General features: G+C 72.0%; 20 protein-coding genes and 2 pseudogenes. 13 read left to right on the forward strand and 9 right to left on the reverse strand.

Going from position 1 to position 20,486, the window contains the following annotated elements; genetic code table 11:
- Positions 1-12 precede the first annotated feature (12 nt).
- Positions 13-585, forward strand: coding sequence for a TetR family transcriptional regulator (locus H299_RS0101405; RefSeq protein ID WP_027746948.1), 573 nt, complete (start codon positions 13-15; stop codon positions 583-585).
- 45 nt (positions 586-630) lie between these two features.
- On the opposite strand, the gene H299_RS0101410 is transcribed toward H299_RS0101405, so the two are convergent.
- Positions 631-843: a hypothetical protein gene (locus H299_RS0101410; protein WP_027746949.1), complete on the reverse strand. Its 213-nt coding sequence runs from the start codon at positions 841-843 to the stop codon at positions 631-633.
- A 265-nt stretch (positions 844-1,108) separates the two neighbouring features.
- Between H299_RS0101410 and H299_RS0101415 the strand changes: the two genes are divergently transcribed.
- From H299_RS0101415 to H299_RS0101425, 3 genes are read left to right on the forward strand one after another with little or no spacing between them, the layout of a single operon-like run.
- Positions 1,109-2,053: an NAD-dependent epimerase/dehydratase family protein gene (locus H299_RS0101415; protein WP_027746950.1), complete on the forward strand. Its 945-nt coding sequence runs from the start codon at positions 1,109-1,111 to the stop codon at positions 2,051-2,053.
- A 6-nt stretch (positions 2,054-2,059) separates the two neighbouring features.
- On the forward strand, positions 2,060-2,989 hold the full coding sequence (locus H299_RS31575; RefSeq protein WP_051262016.1) for an RNA polymerase sigma-70 factor: 930 nt from the start codon (positions 2,060-2,062) through the stop codon (positions 2,987-2,989).
- A gap of 34 nt (positions 2,990-3,023) precedes the next feature.
- Positions 3,024-3,572: a GNAT family N-acetyltransferase gene (locus H299_RS0101425; protein ID WP_027746951.1), complete on the forward strand. Its 549-nt coding sequence runs from the start codon at positions 3,024-3,026 to the stop codon at positions 3,570-3,572.
- Between the two features lie 33 nt (positions 3,573-3,605).
- On the opposite strand, the gene H299_RS0101430 is transcribed toward H299_RS0101425, so the two are convergent.
- A complete protein-coding gene (locus H299_RS0101430; RefSeq protein WP_027746952.1) occupies positions 3,606-4,403 on the reverse strand; it encodes a thymidylate synthase in 798 nt (265 codons plus the stop codon).
- 549 nt (positions 4,404-4,952) lie between these two features.
- A pseudogene (locus tag H299_RS0101435) lies at positions 4,953-5,108 on the reverse strand (helix-turn-helix domain-containing protein); the annotation flags it as partial.
- A 192-nt stretch (positions 5,109-5,300) separates the two neighbouring features.
- Between H299_RS0101435 and H299_RS0101440 the strand changes: the two are divergent.
- The 3 genes from H299_RS0101440 (at position 5,301) to H299_RS0101450 (ending at position 9,001) form a co-directional block, all read left to right on the forward strand.
- Positions 5,301-6,290, forward strand: coding sequence for a BtrH N-terminal domain-containing protein (locus H299_RS0101440; RefSeq protein ID WP_027746954.1), 990 nt, complete (start codon positions 5,301-5,303; stop codon positions 6,288-6,290).
- A 274-nt stretch (positions 6,291-6,564) separates the two neighbouring features.
- Complete coding sequence (locus tag H299_RS0101445) at positions 6,565-8,163, forward strand: AbgT family transporter (RefSeq protein ID WP_037757240.1); 1,599 nt, start codon at positions 6,565-6,567, stop codon at positions 8,161-8,163.
- 226 nt (positions 8,164-8,389) lie between these two features.
- On the forward strand, positions 8,390-9,001 hold the full coding sequence (locus H299_RS0101450) for a hypothetical protein (protein WP_199782376.1): 612 nt from the start codon (positions 8,390-8,392) through the stop codon (positions 8,999-9,001).
- A gap of 68 nt (positions 9,002-9,069) precedes the next feature.
- Here H299_RS0101450 and H299_RS31580 read toward each other — a convergent pair whose 3' ends face one another.
- From H299_RS31580 to H299_RS0101465, 3 genes are all read right to left on the reverse strand, one after another.
- Entirely contained in the window at positions 9,070-10,371 is a 1,302-nt protein-coding gene (locus tag H299_RS31580) for an NAD(P)-binding domain-containing protein (protein WP_037757431.1), read from the reverse strand.
- A gap of 87 nt (positions 10,372-10,458) precedes the next feature.
- Positions 10,459-11,616 (reverse strand): ACR3 family arsenite efflux transporter, encoded by a 1,158-nt coding sequence (gene arsB / locus H299_RS31585; protein ID WP_051262017.1) that lies wholly within the window; start codon positions 11,614-11,616, stop codon positions 10,459-10,461.
- Complete coding sequence (locus tag H299_RS0101465; protein WP_106965692.1) at positions 11,607-11,945, reverse strand: metalloregulator ArsR/SmtB family transcription factor; 339 nt, start codon at positions 11,943-11,945, stop codon at positions 11,607-11,609. Before H299_RS0101465 ends, arsB begins: the two co-directional genes overlap by 10 nt.
- Before the next feature lie 120 nt (positions 11,946-12,065).
- Here H299_RS0101465 and H299_RS0101470 point away from each other — a divergent pair, with 120 nt between their 5' ends.
- The gene (locus tag H299_RS0101470) at positions 12,066-12,503 is read left to right on the forward strand and encodes an arsenate reductase ArsC (protein ID WP_027746958.1); all 438 of its coding nucleotides are present in this window, start codon (positions 12,066-12,068) and stop codon (positions 12,501-12,503) included.
- Between the two features lie 256 nt (positions 12,504-12,759).
- On the opposite strand, the pseudogene H299_RS31590 reads toward H299_RS0101470, so the two are convergent.
- Both H299_RS31590 and H299_RS0101480 read right to left on the reverse strand, forming a co-directional pair.
- A pseudogene (locus H299_RS31590) lies at positions 12,760-13,635 on the reverse strand (chitinase); the annotation flags it as partial.
- A 314-nt stretch (positions 13,636-13,949) separates the two neighbouring features.
- Entirely contained in the window at positions 13,950-14,357 is a 408-nt protein-coding gene (locus H299_RS0101480) for a RidA family protein (RefSeq protein ID WP_027746959.1), read from the reverse strand.
- Positions 14,358-14,504: 147 nt separating this feature from the next.
- Between H299_RS0101480 and H299_RS0101485 the strand changes: the two genes are divergently transcribed.
- Positions 14,505-14,885 carry a winged helix-turn-helix transcriptional regulator gene (locus H299_RS0101485; protein ID WP_027746960.1) on the forward strand — a complete coding sequence of 127 codons (381 nt, stop codon included), beginning with the start codon at positions 14,505-14,507 and terminating at the stop codon, positions 14,883-14,885.
- Between the two features lie 39 nt (positions 14,886-14,924).
- Here the strand turns inward: H299_RS0101485 and H299_RS0101490 are convergent, their stop codons facing one another.
- The gene (locus tag H299_RS0101490; RefSeq protein WP_027746961.1) at positions 14,925-16,124 is read right to left on the reverse strand and encodes a serine hydrolase domain-containing protein; all 1,200 of its coding nucleotides are present in this window, start codon (positions 16,122-16,124) and stop codon (positions 14,925-14,927) included.
- Positions 16,125-16,538: 414 nt separating this feature from the next.
- Between H299_RS0101490 and H299_RS0101495 the strand changes: the two genes are divergently transcribed.
- The 4 genes from H299_RS0101495 to H299_RS0101510 all read left to right on the forward strand — a co-directional run bounded on the left by H299_RS0101495 (position 16,539) and on the right by H299_RS0101510 (position 20,387).
- Positions 16,539-17,057 (forward strand): lytic polysaccharide monooxygenase, encoded by a 519-nt coding sequence (locus tag H299_RS0101495; protein ID WP_027746962.1) that lies wholly within the window; start codon positions 16,539-16,541, stop codon positions 17,055-17,057.
- Between the two features lie 258 nt (positions 17,058-17,315).
- Positions 17,316-18,290 (forward strand): fibronectin type III domain-containing protein, encoded by a 975-nt coding sequence (locus H299_RS0101500; protein WP_027746963.1) that lies wholly within the window; start codon positions 17,316-17,318, stop codon positions 18,288-18,290.
- Between the two features lie 38 nt (positions 18,291-18,328).
- Positions 18,329-18,760 carry a hypothetical protein gene (locus H299_RS0101505; RefSeq protein ID WP_027746964.1) on the forward strand — a complete coding sequence of 144 codons (432 nt, stop codon included), beginning with the start codon at positions 18,329-18,331 and terminating at the stop codon, positions 18,758-18,760.
- Positions 18,761-18,890: 130 nt separating this feature from the next.
- Positions 18,891-20,387 carry an MFS transporter gene (locus tag H299_RS0101510; protein WP_027746965.1) on the forward strand — a complete coding sequence of 499 codons (1,497 nt, stop codon included), beginning with the start codon at positions 18,891-18,893 and terminating at the stop codon, positions 20,385-20,387.
- Positions 20,388-20,486 lie beyond the last annotated feature (99 nt).

The raw sequence follows: 20,486 nt of genomic DNA on the forward strand, positions 1-20,486 counted from the left end.
AGGACCGAACCGATGAGGCAGAACCCGGCTCGCCGTACCGCCCTGCTCGACGCGGCGATCGAGGTGCTCGCGGCCGAGGGCTCGCGCGGCCTCACGCTCCGCGCCGTCGACGTCAAGGCGGAGGTGCCCACGGGCACGACGACGAACTACTTCGCCCACCGTGCCGACCTGCTGGCCCAGGTCATGGGGCGCATCCAGGAACGCCTGACCCCGGACGAGGCCGGCCTGGCCGTCACCATGCGGCAGGAGCCGTCCCGTGAGCTGGTTACCGTGCTGCTGCGGCAGACGCTGGAGCGGATGCGCGCCGACCGCAGCAGCCATCTGGCCCTGCTCGAACTGCGCCTGGAGGCCACCCGCAGGCCCGAACTCCACGCCGAGCTGACCCGCTTCTTCTCCGCGCAGCTCGACTCCAACATCGCCTTCCATCAAGGCGCGGGCCTGCCAGGTGACCGCATCGGCCTCGTGCTGCTCTACCTCGCCATGCTCGGCATGGTCGTGGACGACCTGACGGTGCCCGACCTCCTCGCGCCGTTCTCCGTGGACGTGCTGATCGAGACGCTGGTCGCGCGCGTCCTGCCTGACTGACCGGCCTCCTCCTCGGCCTGGCCGGCCGGGGGCCCGGCGGCAGGGCTACCGCCGGGTGTCCACGGGGACGACCGTCACCAGGGCCGTGGCCGGGATGCGGAGGCGGCGGCCGGTGCGCAGGACCAGCACCGTGGCCGCGCCGCCCGTCGCGTAGCGCTCCATGCGGGTGTCCGCGATCTCGCTCCAGCAGCCGCCGATGCACACCCGGTCCCCGCGCCGTACCCGGAACGCGGAGCGCTGCTGTGCGTCACCGGCCATCGTCGCGCCACCCCTCGTCCGTCCGCCCGCGCTTCGGGAGGTCCGGCGGATGCGCCCGGGCGGCCTCGTACGGGCCGTTGCGTCGACTCACTCTTCAGTTGTCGGCCGGAGCGCCCCCGAGATTGAGCCCTGGGCCGCCGCGGTGCGGCGACGGCCGCTCGCGCGGGCAGGAGCGCCCGGCTGGCTGTGACTTGCGTCACGTCCGATCATGGGGCGCAGGGGTGTCCCGTCCTTGTGGGTGAGTACGACGACGAACGGAGACGTCATGAGAATCCTGATCGCCGGGGCGTCCGGCGCCATCGGCACCCACCTCGTCACCCAGCTGGTGGCGCGCGGCCACGAGGTCGTCGGTACGACGCGCACACCGGCCAAGACCGGCGCGCTGCGGGCGCTGGGCGCCGAACCGGTCGTCGTCGAGGCGCTCGACCCCGACTCGGTGGCCGCGGCCGTGGCGAAGGCCGAGCCCGAGGTGCTCGTCCACCAGCTGACCGCGCTCACCGGGCCGCTGAAGGTCAAGGAGGCGAAGCGGATGGCGGCGGCCACCAACAGGCTGCGCACCGAGGGGACCGACCACCTGCTGGCCGCCGCCCGCGCGGTGGGCGTGCGCAAGTTCGTGGCGCAGGGCAACGCGATGTGGATGGAGCGCGCAGGCGGGCCGGTCGTCGACGAGAGCGGCCGTATCGAGCCGAACCCGCCCGCGGACGCCGAGGAGGCGGTGGCCGCGCTGCGTCACGTGGAGGACGCGGTGACCGGCATCTCCTGGGCGGAGGGCATCGTGCTGCGCTACGGCGCGTTCTACGGCCCCGGGACCAGCATCAGCGCCGCGCCGGACGCGGTGATGAGCGAGCAGGTCCGCAAGCGGAAGATCCCGATCGTGGGCGGCGGTGCCGGAGTGTGGTCGCTGGTGCACATCGCGGACGCCGCGTCGGCCACTGTCGCGGCCGTCGAGCGCGGCACACCGGGGATCTACCACGCGGCCGACGACGACCCGGTGCCCGTCGGCGAGTGGCTGCCCTACCTCGCCCGGACGCTCGGCGCCAAACCCCCGCTCCGCGTGCCGGGCTGGCTCGTCCGCCCGCTGGCCGGGAAGGCCGCGGTGGACATGATGACGCGGGCCCCGGGCATCTCCACCGAGAAGACCAAGCGTGCACTGGACTGGGCGCCGCAGTGGCCGAGTTGGCGCACGGGATTCACCGACGGAATGAGCTGACCCGACATGTCCGCCTCGGAGCTGTACGGCGACCTGCGCCCGCGCGCCTTCGCCCTCGCCTACCAGATGCTCGGCAGCGTCACCGAGGCCGAGGACGTGGTGCAGGAGGCGTTCCTGCGGCTGCACCGGACGCAGCAGGGCGGCGAGACGATCGCCTCCCCGCAGGCGTACGTCGCCACCCTGGTCACCCGGATCGCCATCGACCAGCTGCGCTCGGCACGGGTGCGGCGGGAGCGGTACGTCGGCGAGTGGCTCCCGGAGCCCCTGGTCACCGGGCCGACCCCGGCCGAACACGCCGAAACCGCCGACTCGCTGTCGCTGGCCTTCCTGGTGCTGCTGGAGAGCCTGACACCGCACCAGCGGGCCGCGTTCCTGCTCCGGGAGGTGTTCGAGTATCCGTACGCGGAGGTCGCGGAGATCATCGGCACCAGGGTGGACAGCACGCGGCACCTGGTCGCGCGGGCCCGCGGCCACCTCCGCCGGCGCCGACCCCGATACCACGCCTCACGGGGGCAGCGACAGGAGCTGGCCCGGCGCTTCTTCGCCGCCGCCCAACAGGGCGACCTGCCCGCGCTCGAGGCGCTGCTGGCCCAGGACGTGGCCCTGCACGCCGACGGCGGCGGCAAGGTCCCGGCACTGGGGCAGACCGTCAACGGGCGCCGGCGCGTGGCACGGACCTTCCGCGCCGGGACATCCGCGCTCGTACGCCAGGACGGCCGCTTCCAGCTCACCGAGGTCAACGGCCAGCCCGGCGCCCTGGCGTTCGACGCGCGGGGGCGGCTGATCGGGGTCCTGGGCCTCGACATCGCCGACGGCCTGGTCCAGTCGATCCACTCCGTGGTCAACCCCGACAAACTCCACCACGTCGGCCCCACCGCCGACTTCACCCCCCGAGCCCACCCGCCCCGCTGCCCGGACCCCGGCGGCACCGCGTGAACGCCACCACCTCTCCGCCCGCGGGACGCCGTCGATGACGGCGCGGGTGGAACTGGAGTTGCGGCACTACGGGCGCGCGGAGGCCGCCGGGGTCCGGGAGCTGCTCCTCGATGTGCATGACGAGGTCTACGCCGGCAGTGACGATCCGCTCGCCGGACGCGAGCCGTTCGCCGGGTTCGTCGACCACTGGTCGGCGCACGAGGCGTTCGCGTGCGTCGTCGCCTACGGGGGCGGGGAGCCGGTCGGCTACGCCTACGGTGCGCCCCTGAGCCCGTCCACCACCTGGTGGGCGAAGGTCTCCCCGCCGTTGCCGGAGGCGTTCACGGCGGAGAGCGGCATGCGGACCTTCGCCCTGTCGGAGCTGATGGTGCGGGCGCCGTGGCGCGGTACGGGCGCGGCCCGCCGCATCCACGACGCGCTTCTCGGCTCCAGGCCGGAGCAGCGGTCCACGCTGCTGGTGCACGCGGCCCACAGCAAGGTGCGGGCGCTGTACGAGGGTTGGGGATACCGGGCGGTGGGCGAGGTAACGCCGTTCGAGGGCGCCCCGCTGCTGCGGGCCATGGTGCGGGAAGCGCGCCGCTGACCCGGGCACCGCCCGGTGCGGGACCGTACGCACTCACACCGCGACCGGGGCCCTGATGGCCGGGTGGTGCTGGTAGCCGCGCACCTCCAGGTCGGTGTAGGCGTAGCCGAAGAGCGAGTCGGCCCGGCGCAGACGCAGTTCGGGGAAGTTGAAGGGCTCACGCGCGAGCTGCCGGCTGACCTGCTCGACGTGGTTGTCGTAGATGTGGCAGTCGCCGCCCGTCCAGACGAAGTCGCCCGGTTCGAGGTCGGCTTGCTGCGCCACCATGTGCGTGAGCAGCGCATAGCTGGCGATGTTGAACGGGACGCCGAGGAAGAGGTCCGCGCTGCGCTGGTACAGCTGGCAGGAGAGCCGTCCGTCGGCGACGTAGAACTGGAAGAAGGCGTGGCACGGAGGGAGCGCCATCCTGGACAGTTCGGCGACGTTCCAGGCGGAGACGACCATACGGCGCGAGTCCGGGTCGTGGCGCAGGGTGTCGAGGACGTCGCTGATCTGGTCGACGTGCCTGCCGTCCGGGGTGGGCCAGGTGCGCCACTGTGCGCCGTAGACCGGGCCGAGTTCGCCGTTCGCGTCGGCCCACTCGTCCCAGATGGTGACGCCGTGCTCGCGCAGCCAGGTGACGTTCGAGTCGCCCCGGAGGAACCACAGCAGTTCGTACACGATGGATCTGAGATGCACCTTCTTGGTGGTGACCAGCGGAAACCCCTGCGTGAGGTCGTAGCGCAGCTGGTGCCCGAAGAGGCTTCGGGTGCCGGTGCCCGTCCGATCGGCCTTGGCCGCTCCGGAGGTGAGCACCAGCCGCAACAGGTCTTCGTACTGGGTGTCCGCCACAGCCGTCGAGTCTACTGATGGCCTCGCCTCCGGTGGGTGCCGTGACCCTGGCCGGGGCGGTGGCTCATTCCGTCTCGTGCCGGGCGAGGGCTACGTCGACGGGGAGGATGCGATCCCCCTCGCGCTCCGGGCAGGCGGGGGCGCGCGCGGTGGCCAGCCAGGGAGACGTCCCGCTGCGGCCCGGGAAGGTGCCCGACGGGAGGCCCCACGTCGTGGCTCCGGACGCAGCCGCCTTGGAGTGGTGCCCCGATTCCCCGACGGCGAACCCCTTCCACGCCGTAGGCTGTCACCCGGTCCGACTACTTCAGCGACAACGTCCTGACCTGCACTGATGCACTACCGCCGGACTGCTGCAAAACCCGCCCCGAGAGCCCCTTACCGGGCGACGCTGACCAGCGACTTTACCCTCGTGCCGTCATCAACCCTGGAGGGTTCGCAACGCTAACTGTGCCGGTGGAGATGCCAGATGTGCGGACGCCGTCATCAACCCCGCGCAGCTGACCCAAGCCGCGTAACCCCACCTGTCACCTCAAACTGCAGCAGACCCGGCGGGACGTGCAAGGTGCCCCGCTCGACTTGCTTGACCCAACTCGGGGACATGCCGAGCAGACCTGCGAGGACGGGACGGGTCATGCCACGCCGGGTGCGGAGGATCTGCATGCGCTGGCCGAATGCCAGCGCCCCGATGTCCGTGCTCTCAGGCATGCTGCCCCCTCGTTCCGTGGTCGCCCTCAGAAACGGTACGCCTGGCTCGCAGTTGGGGGGTAGCGATCGGTCCGCCGTCACCGGCGGATGCGGGATCTTCGCGGCCCCGGGCCTATATCGTCGGACTGGCGCGCACGCATCGGGCGTTGAGCTGATGACCCGGCTGGTCATCCCCATCCAGGAGAGCACCACATGACCACGGTAGAAGGCATCGACGTGCGCGGTACGCAGCACTGCGAGACGACGGCTGCGGGGGTGCTGCTGCGGCACCAGGGGATCGATCTGTCCGAGCCCATGCTCTTCGGTCTCGGTTCCGGCCTGTCCTTCATCTACTGGGACAGCAAGGCCATGGACTTCCCCTTCCTCGGAGGACGGGTCAAGCCCTTCGAGCTGACCAGGAACCTGGCCGCCAGGCTCGGGCTGGACCTCGTGGTCCAGGAGACCACTTCGGCCCGCAAGGCGTGGGCGAACGTGGTGGCGCCGATCGACGCCGGCCGCCCCGTCGCGTTGCAGCTCGACAGCTACCACCTGGACTACTTCGGGGAGAAGGCCCATTTCGGCGGCCATGTCGTCGCCATGTACGGCTACGACGACCACGACGCGCACCTGGTGGACACCGAGCAGCAAGGCGGAGCGGTCTCCACCAGCCTGGCCAGTCTGGCCCAGGCCAGGGCCGCGCGCGGCCCGATGGCCGCCAGGCACCGGTCCTTCATGCTCACCGCTCCGCCGAACCCGCCTTCCCCGCGGGACCGGATCGTCCCCGCCGTCACCGCCTGCGCCGACGCCTTCCTCCACCCGCCCATCGCCAACTTGGGGCACCGCGGCGTCGAGAAGGCCGCCAAGCTGGTGCCCACCTGGCTGCGGCGTACCGACGACCCGCGGCGGGACTTCCCGCAGGCCGCCCTCCTGATGGAGAAGGCCGGCACCGGCGGCGCCCTGTTCCGCAACCTCTACCGCGACTTCCTCGCCGAGTGCGACGAACTGCTCGACAGTGGCCACCTGCGTACCGGACACCGGCTGTACGCCGAGGCAGCCGTCCTGTGGACGGAGGTCGCGGCCTTGATCGCCGAGGCCGGTACGTCGGGCGAAGAGCAGCACCTCGTACGGGCGGGCGCCGCACTCCGCGAGCTGTCGCGCGTCGAGCGCGAGGCCATGCAGGCGCTGAACCGCCTGGGGCGCTGAGCGGGCGTCCGCGCAGCGCGTCCGTCCAGCCGCCCTTCCGCCCGTCCGCTCGCTCCGGGCAGGGCGGCCGGGCCCTCGGTCGCCCCCGCGCGCGGTCGGCGACGTCCCCTGCGGCGCACGTCCTTGGCGGTACGCAGGACCACCGCCCGTTCCGTACCGCGGAGGTGGGAGTTGGCCAGGCCGGTCCGCTCACGGACTTCACCCGGCTCGCCCAGCCCCCGCGCGTGCTCCCGGTCGTTCAGCACGGTGAGATCCGCAGGAACGGAGTGCCGACATGCGCGCGCTGAAGACGACCTCGCCGGGGGCGGCCCAGGGCCGTGGCTTCGTGGACCGGGCCATGGCGGGGATGGAGCGGGTCGGCAACCGGCTGCCGCATCCGGCGCTGCTGTTCTCCGGGCTGCTGGTGATCGTCTGCGGCGTCTCCACCCTCCTCGCCGCCCTCGGCGCGTCCGTCACGGTCCCCGGGGAGGGCGAGACCCTTGAGGTGAGGGGCGCGTTCACCGGCGAGGGTGTCGTGTGGATGCTGGAGAACTTCATCCCCAACTTCACCGGTTTTCCCGCCCTGGGCTCCGTGCTGCTGATGATGGCGGCGGTCGGTGTCGCGGAGCGGACGGGGCTGCTGGAGACCGCCGTACGGGCCTCGCTCGCGCGGGCGCCGCGCGCGGTGCTGCCGTATCTGGTCGCCTTCGTGGCCTGCCAGGGTCATCTGATGGGTGACGTGGCGATCCTGGTGATGCCGCCGCTGGCGGCGCTCGTCTTCCGCGGTGCGGGACGCCATCCGGTCGCGGGGCTGATCGGCGGGTTCGCCTGCGTGTGCGCGGGATACGCGGCGGGTTTCACCATCGGGGCGCTGGACGCGCTCTACGTCGGCATCACGCAGGAGTCGGCCGCCGTGCTGCCCCAGGGCGCCAGTGTGCCCACCCACATGCTGATCAACTACTTCTACACGGCCGCGGCCAGCACCGTGCTCGCGGTGGTCGGCGGCTTCGTCATCGCGCGGGTGCTGGAGCCGCGCCTGCCCCCGCCGCGGCAGCAGACGGGGGAGCACACGGGGGAGCCGTCGGCGGACGGCGAGGACGCGGGCGCGGGAGCCCTGCCCGCCACCGGGGTCACCCCCGTGCAGATGCGCGGGCTGCGCCGCGCCCTGTGGGCCGTCTCCGTGTACGCGGCCGCCGTCGCCACCGGCTGGCTGCTGCCCGGCAGCCCGCTGCGCGGCACGGGCGGGGCGCTGGTCCCCTCGCCGGTGCTGGACGGGGTGGTGCCGCTGCTCTTCGTCGCGTTCGTGCTGGCGGGGACGGTCTACGGCGTCACGGTGAGGACCCTGACCCAGACGGACGACGTGCCGCGCATGATGGCCGAGGCGGTCACCGGGATGTCCGCGTACATCATCCTGATCCTGGTCATCTCGCAGGTCATCGGGGTGTTCACCTGGTCGAACCTCGGCCTGCTGCTCGCGGTTCGCAGCGCCGCGCTGCTGGAGGCGGCGGGGCTGACGGGGTACGCGGGGCTGGTCGTGTTCGTGCTGCTGGTCTGCGTGCTGAACCTGCTGATCACCTCCGGGTCCGCACTGTGGTCGCTGATGGCCCCGGTGTTCGTGCCGGCCTTCATGCTGCTGGGCATGCAGCCGGCCGCCACCCAGGCGGCGTTCCGCATCGGCGACTCGGCGACGCAGCTGGTCACGCCGATGAACCCGTACGTCTTCCTGCTGCTGGTGGTGCTGCGCGGCTACGAGCCGGGCGCCCAGCTGGGGACGCTGCTCTCCCGGCTGGTGGTGTTCGTGCCGCCGTTCCTGGTGGCCTGGCTGCTGGTGCTGGGCGTCTTCTACGGCCTGGACCTTCCGCTGGGGCCCGGCGCGGACATCCGGATGCCGTAGGCCGCGTCCGGCGCCGCAGTGAACGCCGCAGGTCCGGGGGTGCGGGGGCCTGGGTACCCGGTTCGGGCAATGCCGGGGAGCCGAAGACTGCCGGGTACGGGAAGTGCGCGCGAGCCGGTGCGGCTGCCAGGCTGCTGCGTGCGGACTGGCTCCCTCCGCACCGCAGCAGCCTGATGGCCAGGGCAGCCGCCACCGGGTCATCCCGGTCACCGACGACGGGGGTTCCGTGTACGAAGAGGGCAGGCACCAGGGCGGGCGTTCCGGTTCCCGCAGGTCGCTGCCGGGGGTGGACTCGGGGCGCTTCGAGGCCGGTACGCCCCGTGTGATCGACTCCGCTCCGCTGGACCGGCTGCTGAGGGCATGGAACGGCCCGGACGGCGGCGCGGGCGCGGGCGCGGGTACGAGCACGGGCGCGGGCACGGGCGCGAACGGCCGGGCGGGCGCCGGCGCGAACGGCCCGGACGGCGCCGCCCCCTCCGTGCGCGCGCCCGAACTCGCGCTGGCCGAGGACGAGGTGGACGGCCCCGTCCACCTCGTCCGGCTGGTGGCGGCGATGGACCTGGCGGCCCGGCGTACGGGCGGCAGCCTGGCCAGCGTCACGGACACCGCCGAGGTCACCAGGGTGTGCGGCGGCGCGCTCCACCACCTGGTGGAACTCCTGCACGGCAGCGGGCTGCGGGCCGCCACCGAGGCGGCCCGCGGCATAGGCGGCCCGTCCCGGCTGGCCGTGCTGCGCGCGCTGCGCCCCTACTGGCAGGGGCCCGCGTCCCTGCGGGCGCTGGCCGGGCCGATCGACGACGGCACCGTCACCCGGCGGAAGGGCCCCTTCCGCTCCTGACGCGCGGCGAGCGGCCCACGGCGCGCGGCCCACGGCAGGCGGCCCACGGCGTCCGCGGGCGTCCGCGGTCAGGAGCAGCAGCCGCCCGCGGCCGGGCCGGCGCCCCCGGCGTCGTCGAAGAGCCCGGAGCCGCCGCACACCCCGGTCTCGGCGAGGACCAACTCGACGCGCGCGGCGGCCTCGTGGTCCCCCGCGAGGGCGGCGGCGATGGAGCGGACCTGCTCGTACCCGGTCAGGGCGAGGAAGGTGGGGGCGCGGCCGTAGCTCTTCATGCCGGCCAGGTAGACGTCCGGCTCGGGGTGGGACAGCTCGCGGGCGCCGTGCGGGTAGACGGTGCCGCAGGAGTGCTGGTTGGGGTCGATCAGCGGGGCCAGCTTGGTCGGGGCCTGGAGGCGTTCGTCCAGTGCGAGGCGCAGCTCGGCGGTGAGGGACAGGTCGGGTCGCAGGCCGGTGAGCGCGATGACCTCGTCGACCGGGTCGAGGCGGCGGCCGTCCTCGCCGACCAGCACCAACTGCTCGCCCGCGGGCTCCAGGGCGGTGGTGCGGAAGCCGGTGACCGCCTCCACGTGCCCGGCGGTGACCGCTGCTTTGGCGGCGAGGCCGAGCGCGCCGCGGGCCGGGAGCTGGTCGGCCTCGCCGCCGCCGAACGTGGCGCCGCTGATGCCGCGCCGCAGCAGCCAGACGGCCCGCGTGCCCGGTACCTCCTCGGCGAGGGCGGCCAGTTGGGCGAGGACGGTGAACGCGGAGGCGCCGGAGCCGGCCACGGCGGTCCGCCGTCCCGCGTAACGGGCGCGTACGGCCGGGTCGTCCAGGTCCGGGATGCGGTACGAGATCCGGTCGGCCGCGGCGTGCTCGCCCTGGGCGGGGAGCCCGTCGGCGCCGAGCGGGCCCGGGGTGGACCAGGTGCCCGAGGCGTCGACGACGGCGCGGGCGGTGAGGCGTTCGGTGCTGCCGTCGGGGTGGCTGACGTGGACGGTGAAGGGCTGCTTCGCGCGGTCGGCGTCCACGACGCGGTCGCGGCCGAGGCGGGAGACGCCGGTCACCGTCGAGTCGTAGCGCACCTTCTCGCCCAGGGCGTCGGCGAGGGGCTGGAGGTAGTCGTCGGCCCAGTCCGCGCCGGAGGGGTAGGCGGTGGCGTCGGGGGCCGTCCAGCCGGTGGGGGCCAGCAGCTTCTCGGCGGCGGGGTCGACCAGCTCGGACCAGGTGGAGAAGAGACGTACGTGGCCCCAGGCGCGTACGGCGGTCGCGGCGCGGGGCCCGGCCTCCAGGACCAGGGGCTCGATGCCGCGCGCGGCGAGCTGGGCGGCGGCGGCCAGGCCGATGGGACCGGCTCCGATCACCACGGTGGGCGGGTCGGCGGCGACGTTCACGGTGAGTCTCCTGTGCTTCGGCGTTCATCGATGGCTTGAGCTGTCAGCATCGCACCTGTATCGATGAGCGTCAACATAGACATTCATCTAAGCAGAACCTCGGCTGCTGTGCCGCCCCGGTGCCGTGACCAGCGAGTCGGGGCGGAATCTCCGGCGCCAGGCCAGAGAGACGTACACCAAGGCGACCAGCACGGGCACCTCGATGAGCGGGCCGACCACCCCGGCGAGCGCCTGCCCGCTGGTCACGCCGAAGGTGGCGATGGCGACGGCGATGGCCAGTTCGAAGTTGTTGCCCGCGGCGGTGAACGCCAGCGTGGCGGTGCGGTCGTAGGCCAGTCCGATCGCCTTCCCCAGGGCGAAGGAGCCGAACCACATGACGGCGAAGTAGACCAGCAGCGGCAGCGCGATGCGGACCACGTCGAGCGGCCGGGAAGTGATCGTCTCCCCTTGGAGGGCGAAGAGGAGCACGATGGTGAACAGCAGTCCGTACAGCGCGAACGGCCCGATCCGAGGGAGGAAGGTGCCCTCGTACGCCTCCCGGCCCATCGACCTCTCCCCGAGGCGCCGGGTCAGGAATCCGGCCAGCAGTGGGACACCGAGGAAGACGGCGACGTTCAGCGCGATCTTCGCCATGGAGATGTCGAGCCGCTCGCCCTCGCCCAGGCCCAGCAGGCCAGGCAGCAGGTCGAGGTAGAACCAGCTGAGCAGGCCGAAGAGGAGTACCTGGAAGAGGGAGTTGAGTGCGACCAGCACGGCGGCGGCCTCGCGGTCGCCGCAGGAGAGGTCGTTCCAGATGACGACCATGGCGATGCAGCGGGCGAGCCCGACGACGATCAGCCCGGTGCGGTACTCGGGCAGGTCGGCGAGGAAGAGCCAGGCGAGCGCGAACATCACGGCGGGGCCGACCAGCCAGTTGATCACCAGCGAGGAGGCCATCAGCTTCCGGTCGCCGGTGACCGCCTTCACGCTGTCGTAGCGGACCTTGGCCAGCACCGGGTACATCATGATCAGCAGGCCGAGGGCGATCGGGAGCGAGATGCCGCCGAACTCGACTGCGGCCAGCGCGTCGTCCAGCCCGGGGGTCAGGCGGCCCAGGCCCAGGCCGAACGCCATCGCGGCGAGAATCCACACGGCGAGGAAGCGGTCGAGGGTGGAGAGCCGGGCGAGGGCGCCCGCCTCGGCCGGTCCGTCGGCGGGGGCACCCCCGGCGGGGTGGCGAGCGAGGTCCGTCCTGGTCACGGGCATGGCCTCTTCCGGCCGGCGCAGGCAGTCGCCCGGGCGGCCTCGGCCAGCGTCGTGAACGAGCCCGCAAGCGCGGCGAGGCCCTCCGGGCGCAGTCTGTAATAAGTGAACCGGCCGCACGGCTCGGTCTCCACGACTCCCGCCTCGCGCAGCACGCGCAGATGGTTGGACAGATTGGTCTGGCGCGCGCCGGTCTCCTCCACGAGGTGGGTCGTGCAGAGCGTCTCGCGGGCGAGCAGAGTCACGATCTTGAGCCTGAGCGGATCGGCCAGCACGCGGACGAGGTCGGCGTGCTGCGGAGTGATCAGATCAGTCTTGGCTGAAGTCAGCATGTGCTGATACTTTCACATCAGCGCGGCATGACATCAGTGGGGCGTGACGCCTGCCGCTGCTGTGGTGCTGCCCGCGCGGCCCCGGCCCGGGCCGTCCGGCCGCCGACGAAGGAGACCGCCATGTCCGAGAAGCCGATGGTGAAGCCCTCCGTGCTCTTCGTGTGCGTGCACAACGCCGGGCGTTCCCAGATGGCCGCCGCCTGGCTGACGCGGCTGGCCGGAGACCGGGTGGAGGTGCGGTCGGCCGGCTCGGACCCTGCCGACCGCGTCAACCCCGCCGTGGTGGAGGCGATGCGCGAGGTGGGCGTCGACCTGAGCGCCGAGGCCCCGAAGGTGCTGACGGCGGAGGCCGTACGTGCTGCGGACGTGTGCGTGACCATGGGCTGCGGAGACGCCTGCCCGGTCTTCCCCGGCAAGCGCTACCTCGATTGGCGGCTGACGGACCCGGCCGGGCTGGGTGTCGAGGCCGTACGGCCCGTCCGGGACGAGATCAGGGCCCGCGTCGAGCAGCTGATCGCCGAGCTCGTGCCGGGAACACCCGCCGCTCCGGAGCCGTAACCGGCGGTGGAAACCGGCTGCTTCGAGGACGGCGGCCACTCCTGGGCGAGGGGGCCGAGCAGGACCTCGTCGAGGAACTCGCCCCTGACCCAGGTCGGGGAGCGGCGAGTCCTTCGGCCCGGACCCTGGGCCCGATCTTGCCGCCCTTCGGCATGTGAGCTTCCTGTCCCACCGGGCAGGCGGGCGGCAAGCCGATGCGCGGTGCCCCCGGCCGGGAGCCGGGGGCACCGCGCGTCCGATTGCGCTTCTGCGGGCGTCAGCCGGTGAAGCCCGCCGTGATGGAGGTGTACTGGAAGTTGGGGCGGTCGCGGTTGACCGCCCAGAAGGCGAGGCGGCCGATGTGGTTGCTGTTGGCCCAGTCGCGGATCTGCGTCCAGATCTGCGGGGTGGTGATCTCGCCCGTGTCGCTCCGGCCGTTCATGCCGGAGAGGCCGATACGGCCGTACGCCTCGGCGTCCGTCCACCCGTAGGTGGACTTGAGCTTGTCCTTGAGGCCCTCGGCCGCCTGCACGGTGCTGCCGTACATGTCGGCGTTGCCGCCGAAGTTGAACGGCATGATCGTGAAGTTGTCGATGTCCGCCTGGAGGGCTTCGGACTGCTCGATGAGGCGGTCGCCCCAGGAGTTGGGGCCGGTGTTGAGGGTCGGGAAGGTGAGGATCGTCTTGATGCCCGGGTTGTCCCGCTTGACGATCTTCAACGCCTGGAGAATCCGGTCCTGGACGGCCGGGTCCTCGAACTCGTCGGTGTTCTCGATGTCGACGTCGATCACCTTGAGGTCGTAGGCGTCGATCACCTTCTGGTACGCGCCGGCCAGGGCCTCCGGGGTGGCGCAGTTGGGGCCGAGCTTGTTGCCGCTCCAGCCTCCGATGGAGGGGACGATGTCGCCGCCCGCCGCGCGGATGGCGGCGATGGCGGCCTCGTCCGAGCCGCCGGTCAGCGGGCGCTGGCTGTCCCACGCGGGGTTGCAGCCGCCCTTGGCGAGGATGAACGCCATCGTGAACGCCTTGATGCCGGTGTCGTTCATGACCTGGGTGGGGCTGGGCGGGTTGCCCCAGCCGAGGTAGAGGTAGGGCGCGGCCTGGGTGAAGTCCGGGCCGAGTGCGCCGTCTTCGTCGGTGGTGGCGCCGATCGCCGGCGCGGTGAGTGTGCCGAGGACGGCGACCAGGGCCGTGCTCAGGCACGCGATCAGGCGGTTTCGGGTACGCACGTGACCTCCCGGTGGGGGTGACGGGATGGTGCGGGGCGGGGGTGGCGATGCCGAGCGGATTGGTCTGGACTTTTCAAGGGGGAGTGAAGTCCATAGTCATGACCGCGTCAACGGCGTGGGCGCGGACGTCCGGAAATGGCGCGAGCCGGTGTACGGGTCGAAGGCGGTACGGCCCTCCCGTGGCCGGGCGGGTTCACGAGGTGAACTCCCCGGCCGCGGGCGGGCGTACGGGCGCGATGTCAGTCGAGGACCGCGACCGCCTCCACCTCCACCAGGTGCTCGGGTATGTGGAGGGCCGCGACACCCAGCAGCGTGGCCGGGGGCGCCGGGGTGGTGCCCAGCTTCGCCGCCGCCCGGGCGACCCCCGCCAGGAACAGCGGGAGCTTGTCGGGCGTCCAGTCGACGACGTAGACGGTGAGCTTGGCGACGTCGCCGAAGGAGCCGCCGACCCCGGCCAGGGCCGTGCCGATGTTGAGGTAGCACTGTTCGACCTGCGCTGCCAGGTCACCTTCGCCGACGGTGACCCCCGCCGCGTCCCAGGCGACCTGCCCGGCGATGAAGACCTGCTTCGAACCCGTCGCGACGGAGACCTGCCGGTAGGCGTCGATCTCCGGCAGTCCGCCGGGGTTCACCAGGGTGATGGCCATGCTGCCCGCCTCCTCTTCAGGGGAGCCCGCGAAGGCTCGCCGGTCACTGCGGACCGAGGTGCCCCCGGTCTCTTGTGGTGACTGGGAAACCGTAGGAGAGTGAACGCTGACATGGAAGAACGCACTTTCCGGTGACAGGGGAACCTCATGGTGACCAAGCAGTTCAGCGGCTTGCCGGAGGATGCGGACCTGACGCGCGCGGACTCGCTGGCGCGCGAGATCTTCTCGGACGTCGCCAACAAGTGGGCGCTCCTGATCATCGACGCGCTGGGCCCGCGCACTCTGCGCTTCAGCGAGGTGCGGCACGAGGTCGAGGGCATCAGCCACAAGATGCTCACCCAGAACCTGCGCATGCTGGAGCGCAACGGCCTGGTCGAGCGGGAGGTGTACCCCATCGTGCCGCCGCGGGTCGAGTACACCCTCACCGGGCCGGGCCGCGCGCTGCGCGAGACCGTCCACAGCATGTGCGACTGGACGCAGCGCCATCTCGGCCACATCGAGTCCGCGCGCCGCCGCTTCGGCTCCTGACCCGCGCGGTGAACGGCCCCCGGCGGGTCCCGGCGGGTCTCAGCGGCGGCAGAACTCGGTCACCACGACAGCGTCCTCCAGCCCCTGTTCGCCCCAGTCGCCGTTGCGGTTCATGGTCAGGACGTGCCGGCCGTCCGCGGAGGCCGCCGTACGGCTCGCGGAGCCGGGGATCATGCCGCCGTGGCCCCAGACCCAGCACCCCTCGGCGAGCTTGAAGTGCCGGATGCCGAGGCCGTAGAAGTCCTCGGGGCCGCCGTGGCCCTTGTCACCGTCGACGGAGACCTGGTCGAGCAGCTGCCGCTGCTGGGCGGCGGGCAGCAGGTCGCCGCCCAGCAGGGCGGCGAGGAAGGTGGTCACGTCGCCGACGGTCGAGATCATCTCTCCGGCGGAGAAGGCCACCGTGGGGCTGAACTCGGTGACGTCGCGCACCTTGGCCTGCGGCCCGTCCTCGAAGAGCGTGGAGTAGTGCGTCGCGTGCGGCCAGGGGAGTCGGGGGGTGGACTCGGGGACGCTGGTGCCGCGCAGGTCCAGCGGCTCGATGAGGAGCCGTTCGACCGCCTTCTTGTAGCTGTGGCCGTAGGCCCTCTCGATGATCATTCCGGCCAGGACGTAGTTGGTGTCGGAGTAGTCCCACGCGCCGGGTCGGCCGGGCCTGCTGCCCTGCTCGGGCTGGAAGTTCGGCGGGTGGGCGAGCGCGATGTCCACCAGCTCCTGGGGGGTCCACCGGAGGTAGCGGTTCGCCTCGAACGCGTCCCCGGCGTACTTGGCGCGGAAGCCCGCGTCCGTGTTGTAGTCGAAGATTCCGCTCGTGTGGTTGAGGAGGTGGCGCACGGTGATGTGCTCGGGCCGGTAGCCCGCGCCGCGCACCACGCCCGGCAGCCACTTCTCCACGCTGTCGTCGAGCGACAGCTTCCCCCTGGCCTCGAGCTTGAGCAGCACCGTGGCGGTGAAGGTCTTTGTCAGGCTGGCGATGCGGAACTTCTCGCGGGTGGTGCGGGGTTGCCCGGTGGCGAGGTCGCGGATGCCCGCCCGGCCGCGCCACACCTCGTCGCCGTGCCGCACCTGGGCGATGGCGCCCGGCGTGCCCTGCCGCACGATCTCGGACAGGGCCTCCTGGGTTCTCGTGTGCGAACCGGAGGGCTGGCGGCCGGAGTCGGCCAGCGCCGGGGTGGCGGCGGCGAGCGCACCCGCGGCGGTGAGGACGGTGAACAGGCGGCGTGCTAAGGGAAGAAGGCTCATAGGGAGAGCTGACCAGCTACGCGGCAGCCGCACCATCGGGATCTTCCCGGAGAGGGCCCGCAGAGTGACTCGGGGGTGCGTCAGGGGCGCGGCTCCCCGGTGTCGGGGATGACGCGCCACATCCTCCTCTGATGGCGTTACGTGCCGGAAGGGGAGCGCCGAGTACTGTGTACGCGCCCTCTTGACGGGGCCCGGACAATGACTATGGTCTAGACCAAGCCCAACTCGCGGACCTCGATTGCCAGTTCGCAGCCGACCAGCGGAACGGTGCCGCACGGCTGCACCTCCCTCACCACTGGCCACGTGTGTCTTCACAGACCCCCCATTCACCCCACTCGACGAGACCGCGCGGCGACGCGGGTGCTTGGCCGCACCCGCACCCTCGGCGGTGGTCTCGCCAACGAAGGAGTAGGCATGAACGTGAAGCGAAAGCTGGCCATGGTGGTAGGAGCCGGGATCGCCCCGCTCATCGCGGTGAGCCTCCCGGGCACGCTGGCGGGTGCGCACGGCCACGTGACCTCGCCGTCGAGCCGCCAGGACCAGTGCGCCAGAGGCGTCGTCCAGTGCGGCCAGATCAAGTGGGAGCCCTACAGCGTCGAGGGGCCGAAGGGCCTCAAGAGCTGCCACGGCGGCATCGGCCGGTTCGCCGACCTGAACGACGACAGCAAGAACTGGCAGGTCAGCCGAGTCTCCAGCAGCACCACCTTCAACTGGAAGCTCAAGGTCCGGCACGCCACCAGCACCTGGCAGTACTTCGTCGGAGGCCAGAAGGTCGCGGAGTTCAACGACGGCGGCAGGATGCCCGCGAGCAGCGTCAGCCACCAGGTGGACTTCGGCGGCATCACCGGCAAGCAGAAGGTGCTCGCCGTCTGGAACGTCGCTGACACGCAGATGGCCTTCTACTCCTGCATCGACGTGAACATCGGCGGCTAGGGGGTGTTTCGAAAGTAGCGCCGCGGGCCAGGCGGGACTTTCGAAACACGCCCGAGGACCACCCGTACGTCGGCGGCGCACGGGGGCGCGGTCCCCGGTCTCCCTCCGGCGGCGGTGAGCGTGCGCGGACGGCCCGGGGCGTCGCAGGTCAGCCGGAGCGCGGCGGCCTGCGTCACCCCGGGCCCGAAGTCTTGAATGTACGCGATCACCATGGGATGTTTGTCTAGACCATTGCCCCGCAGGATGAGAGGCGCCTTCGTGAGGCCCACCCCCCAACTCGCCGCGCTGAGCACCGTCGCCTGCCTGCTGGCCCTGGCCGCCTGCGGCTCCTCCGACGACGGTGACACCGAAGCCCCCTCCGTGCCGGCCGATGTGACCGCCGACGTCAGCAGCTCCACGTCGGTGCACGTCATGTGGAGCCGCTCCGCCGACACCGGGGAGGTCAAGCGCTACGAGGTGTACCGGAACGGCAAGAAGATCAAGAACGTGCCGGCCGACAGCCACATGGTCGACATCACCGGGCTCAAGCCGTCGGTCTCCTACAAGTTCTCCGTACGGGCGCGGGACGCCGCCGGGAACGTCTCGAGGCGCAGCTCCGCCGTCTCCGTCACCACCCCCTCCGCGGCGGCCGACGACACCAAGCCGCCCACCCGTCCCACCGGGCTCGAGGGCCGGACGGACGGACCGAGTTCGGCCACGCTCACCTGGAAGAAGTCCAAGGACGACCATGAGGTCACCTCCTACGACATCTACCAGAAGGGGACCAAGATCCACAGTGTGAGCGGCACCAAGACCACCGCCTCCGTCACCACGCTGCGCCCCGGTACCCGCTACAGCTTCACGCTCAAGGCACGGGACGCCGCCGACAACGCCTCCGCGGAGAGTACGGCCGTCACCGTGACCACCAAGGCGGCACCTGAGGGCGCCACCCGCGCCGAACTGCCGACGGACCTCCAGGCGACGGCGCGCAGCGTGAAGGGCGCCTACGAACTCGACCTGGTCTGGAACGCGCCGAAGGCGGACGGCACCATCAGCGAGTACGAGGTGTACGTCGACGGGAAGTTCGGCTCCAAGCTCGTCCTCGGCGAGTCGGCGCCCAAGGACACCGGCACCCTCAGCCTCCCCATGGGAAAGAAGTCCGGCGTCACCTACGCCGTCAAGGTGCGGGCGAAACTCCCCGACGGCAACTGGGGCCCCTTCACCGAAGAGGTCGAGGTGACCACGAAGAAGTAGCACGAGGCCCGCCCGGCCCCGCGCCGGAGGGGGTACGCGTGCTCGATCCGAGGTGGGTCTTCATGGCCGCGGCACTCGGCCTGGCCGGCAGCGCCCGCTACGCGTGGGCCACCTGGCGCGGCCAGGCGCGCCCCAACCTCGTGACGTGGTCGCTGTGGGCCGCCGCCCCGCTGATCGGCTTCCTCGCCCAACTCGACGCGGGCGTGGGCCTGTCCGCCGTCCCGACGCTCACGGCGGGGCTCGGCCCCCTCACGGTGGTCGCCGCCGGCCTGCTCGCCCGGCACAACTTCGCGCGGCTGGGCGCCTTCGACGCGGTCTGCGGGGCCGTCGCGGCGCTCGCGCTCGGCGTCTGGCTCGGGCTCGGCCAGGCGCCGCTGGCCGTCTGCTTCGCCGTGGCCTACATGCTCGCCGTGTGCGCACTCCTCACCGGCATCGTGTCCGTACGACGGCGGGCAGCCCGGCACGGGTAGCACGCTGCCCCGGCCGCAGGTCGGTCGGCAAAGCCAGTTCTCGCGCCCCACCTCACAGAGTGGCCCCCTGATTCGTCATAACGGTGCGACTTCACGACCGTGCGTCGGCACTCGGAACTAGGGGATGATCATGGCAGCACAGAGCGCGGCCCAGCCGACCGGTGACCCGAGGAGGTGGCTGGTCCTCGCGGTCATCTGCTGCGCCTACCTCATGGTCGGCCTCGATCTGACGGTGATGAACCTCGCGCTACCCTCGGCGCAGGACGACCTGGGGTTCACGGACGCCGACCGGCAGTGGATCGTGACCGCGTACGCGCTGCCGTTCGGCAGCCTGCTGCTGTTCTGCGGGCGGCTGTCCGACATCATCGGCAGGAAGCAGGCGTTCCTGACCGGGCTGGTCGGCTTCGCGGTCGCCTCGGCGGCCGGCGGCGCCGCGGGCAACTTCGAGGTGCTGGTGACCGCCCGTGCCTTCCAGGGCGTCTTCGCCGCGCTGCTGTCGCCCGCCTGCCTGGCCCTGCTGGCCACCACGTTCTCCGACCCAAAGGAGCGCGGCAAGGCGTTCGGGATCTTCGGCGGGGTCGTGGCCAGCGGCGGCGGCCTGGGGCTGATCCTGGGCGGCGCGCTGACCTCCGGCCTCGGCTGGCGCTGGTGCATGTACGTCAACCTGGTCTTCGCCGTGCCCGCGGTCATCGGCGGCGCGCTGCTGCTGACCCGGCAGCCCCGGGCGGGCGCCCGGATGGACATCCCGGGAGTGGTGGCCGCGTCGGGCGGGCTGTTCTGCGTGGTCTACGGCTTCTCCCACGCGGAGGAGAGCTGGAGCCAGCCCTCGACGTGGGGCTTCCTCGTACTCGGCGCCGCACTGCTGCTCGGGTTCGTCCTGTGGCAGACGCGCGCCGCGCATCCGCTGCTGCCGCCGCGAATCGTCCTCGACCGCAACCGGGGTGGCGCCTACCTCACGGTACTGGTCGTCGGCATCGCCTTCTTCGGCATGCTGCTGTTCCTCGTCTACCTCATGCAGACCACCCTGGACTACTCGGCGATCCAGTCGGGCGTGGCGCTGCTGCCGATGGTCGCGGGCACCGCCCTGGCGACCAGTCTGGGCGGCATGAAGCTGATGCCGCGCTCCGGCCCCAGGCCGCTGGTCACCACGGGCCTGCTGGCCGGCGCGGCCGGAATGACCTGGCTGACCCGGATCGACGTGAACTCCACGTACGCGGACGGGCTGCTCGGGCCGACCCTCCTGATCGGTCTCGGCCTGGGGCTGATCTACGCCGCCGCGCTGAACACCGGCACCTCCGGAGTGGCACCCCAGGACGCGGGTGTCGCCTCGGCGTGCCTGAGCACCGGCCAGCAGCTCGGCGGCGCCATCGGCACCGCGCTGCTCAACACCCTCGCCGCCACCGCCGTCACCGACTGGCTGGACGGCAACGTGCGGGGCAGGCCGTCGCCGGAGCAGCTCCGCCTCGCCGCGATCGACAGCTACGTCACGGTGTTCTGGTGGTGCGCTGCGGCCCTGGCGCTCGGCGCCGTCATGTCCGCGCTGCTGCTGCGCGGCGGCCCCCTGCCCCAGCCCGCAGCGGCAACCGGGAGGAAGCCGGCCTCGCACACGACGAGGCAACGCGCCTGAGGACCGGTCCGCCCCGGTCCACCTCCATGCGAGATCATGCGCTGAGCCCGTGATCGTGTTCGTGGGCGGGGTTCGACCGTGGATCGATCCGGGGGCCGA

It is taken from the genome of Streptomyces sp. CNH287, from assembly GCF_000424825.1.

Bases quoted from the DNA above. Each gene is read 5' to 3' on its own strand.
- H299_RS0101405 (WP_027746948.1), top strand. From the start codon at position 13: ATGAGGCAGAACCCGGCTCGCCGTACCGCCCTGCTCGACGCGGCGATC.
- H299_RS0101410 (WP_027746949.1), bottom strand. From the start codon at position 843: ATGGCCGGTGACGCACAGCAGCGCTCCGCGTTCCGGGTACGGCGCGGG.
- H299_RS0101415 (WP_027746950.1), top strand. From the start codon at position 1,109: ATGAGAATCCTGATCGCCGGGGCGTCCGGCGCCATCGGCACCCACCTC.
- H299_RS31575 (WP_051262016.1), top strand. From the start codon at position 2,060: ATGTCCGCCTCGGAGCTGTACGGCGACCTGCGCCCGCGCGCCTTCGCC.
- H299_RS0101425 (WP_027746951.1), top strand. From the start codon at position 3,024: ATGACGGCGCGGGTGGAACTGGAGTTGCGGCACTACGGGCGCGCGGAG.
- H299_RS0101440 (WP_027746954.1), top strand. From the start codon at position 5,301: ATGACCACGGTAGAAGGCATCGACGTGCGCGGTACGCAGCACTGCGAG.
- H299_RS0101445 (WP_037757240.1), top strand. From the start codon at position 6,565: ATGCGCGCGCTGAAGACGACCTCGCCGGGGGCGGCCCAGGGCCGTGGC.
- arsB (WP_051262017.1), bottom strand. From the start codon at position 11,616: ATGCCCGTGACCAGGACGGACCTCGCTCGCCACCCCGCCGGGGGTGCC.
- H299_RS0101465 (WP_106965692.1), bottom strand. From the start codon at position 11,945: ATGCTGACTTCAGCCAAGACTGATCTGATCACTCCGCAGCACGCCGAC.
- H299_RS0101470 (WP_027746958.1), top strand. From the start codon at position 12,066: ATGTCCGAGAAGCCGATGGTGAAGCCCTCCGTGCTCTTCGTGTGCGTG.
- H299_RS0101480 (WP_027746959.1), bottom strand. From the start codon at position 14,357: ATGGCCATCACCCTGGTGAACCCCGGCGGACTGCCGGAGATCGACGCC.
- H299_RS0101485 (WP_027746960.1), top strand. From the start codon at position 14,505: ATGGTGACCAAGCAGTTCAGCGGCTTGCCGGAGGATGCGGACCTGACG.
- H299_RS0101490 (WP_027746961.1), bottom strand. From the start codon at position 16,124: ATGAGCCTTCTTCCCTTAGCACGCCGCCTGTTCACCGTCCTCACCGCC.
- H299_RS0101495 (WP_027746962.1), top strand. From the start codon at position 16,539: ATGAACGTGAAGCGAAAGCTGGCCATGGTGGTAGGAGCCGGGATCGCC.
- H299_RS0101510 (WP_027746965.1), top strand. From the start codon at position 18,891: ATGGCAGCACAGAGCGCGGCCCAGCCGACCGGTGACCCGAGGAGGTGG.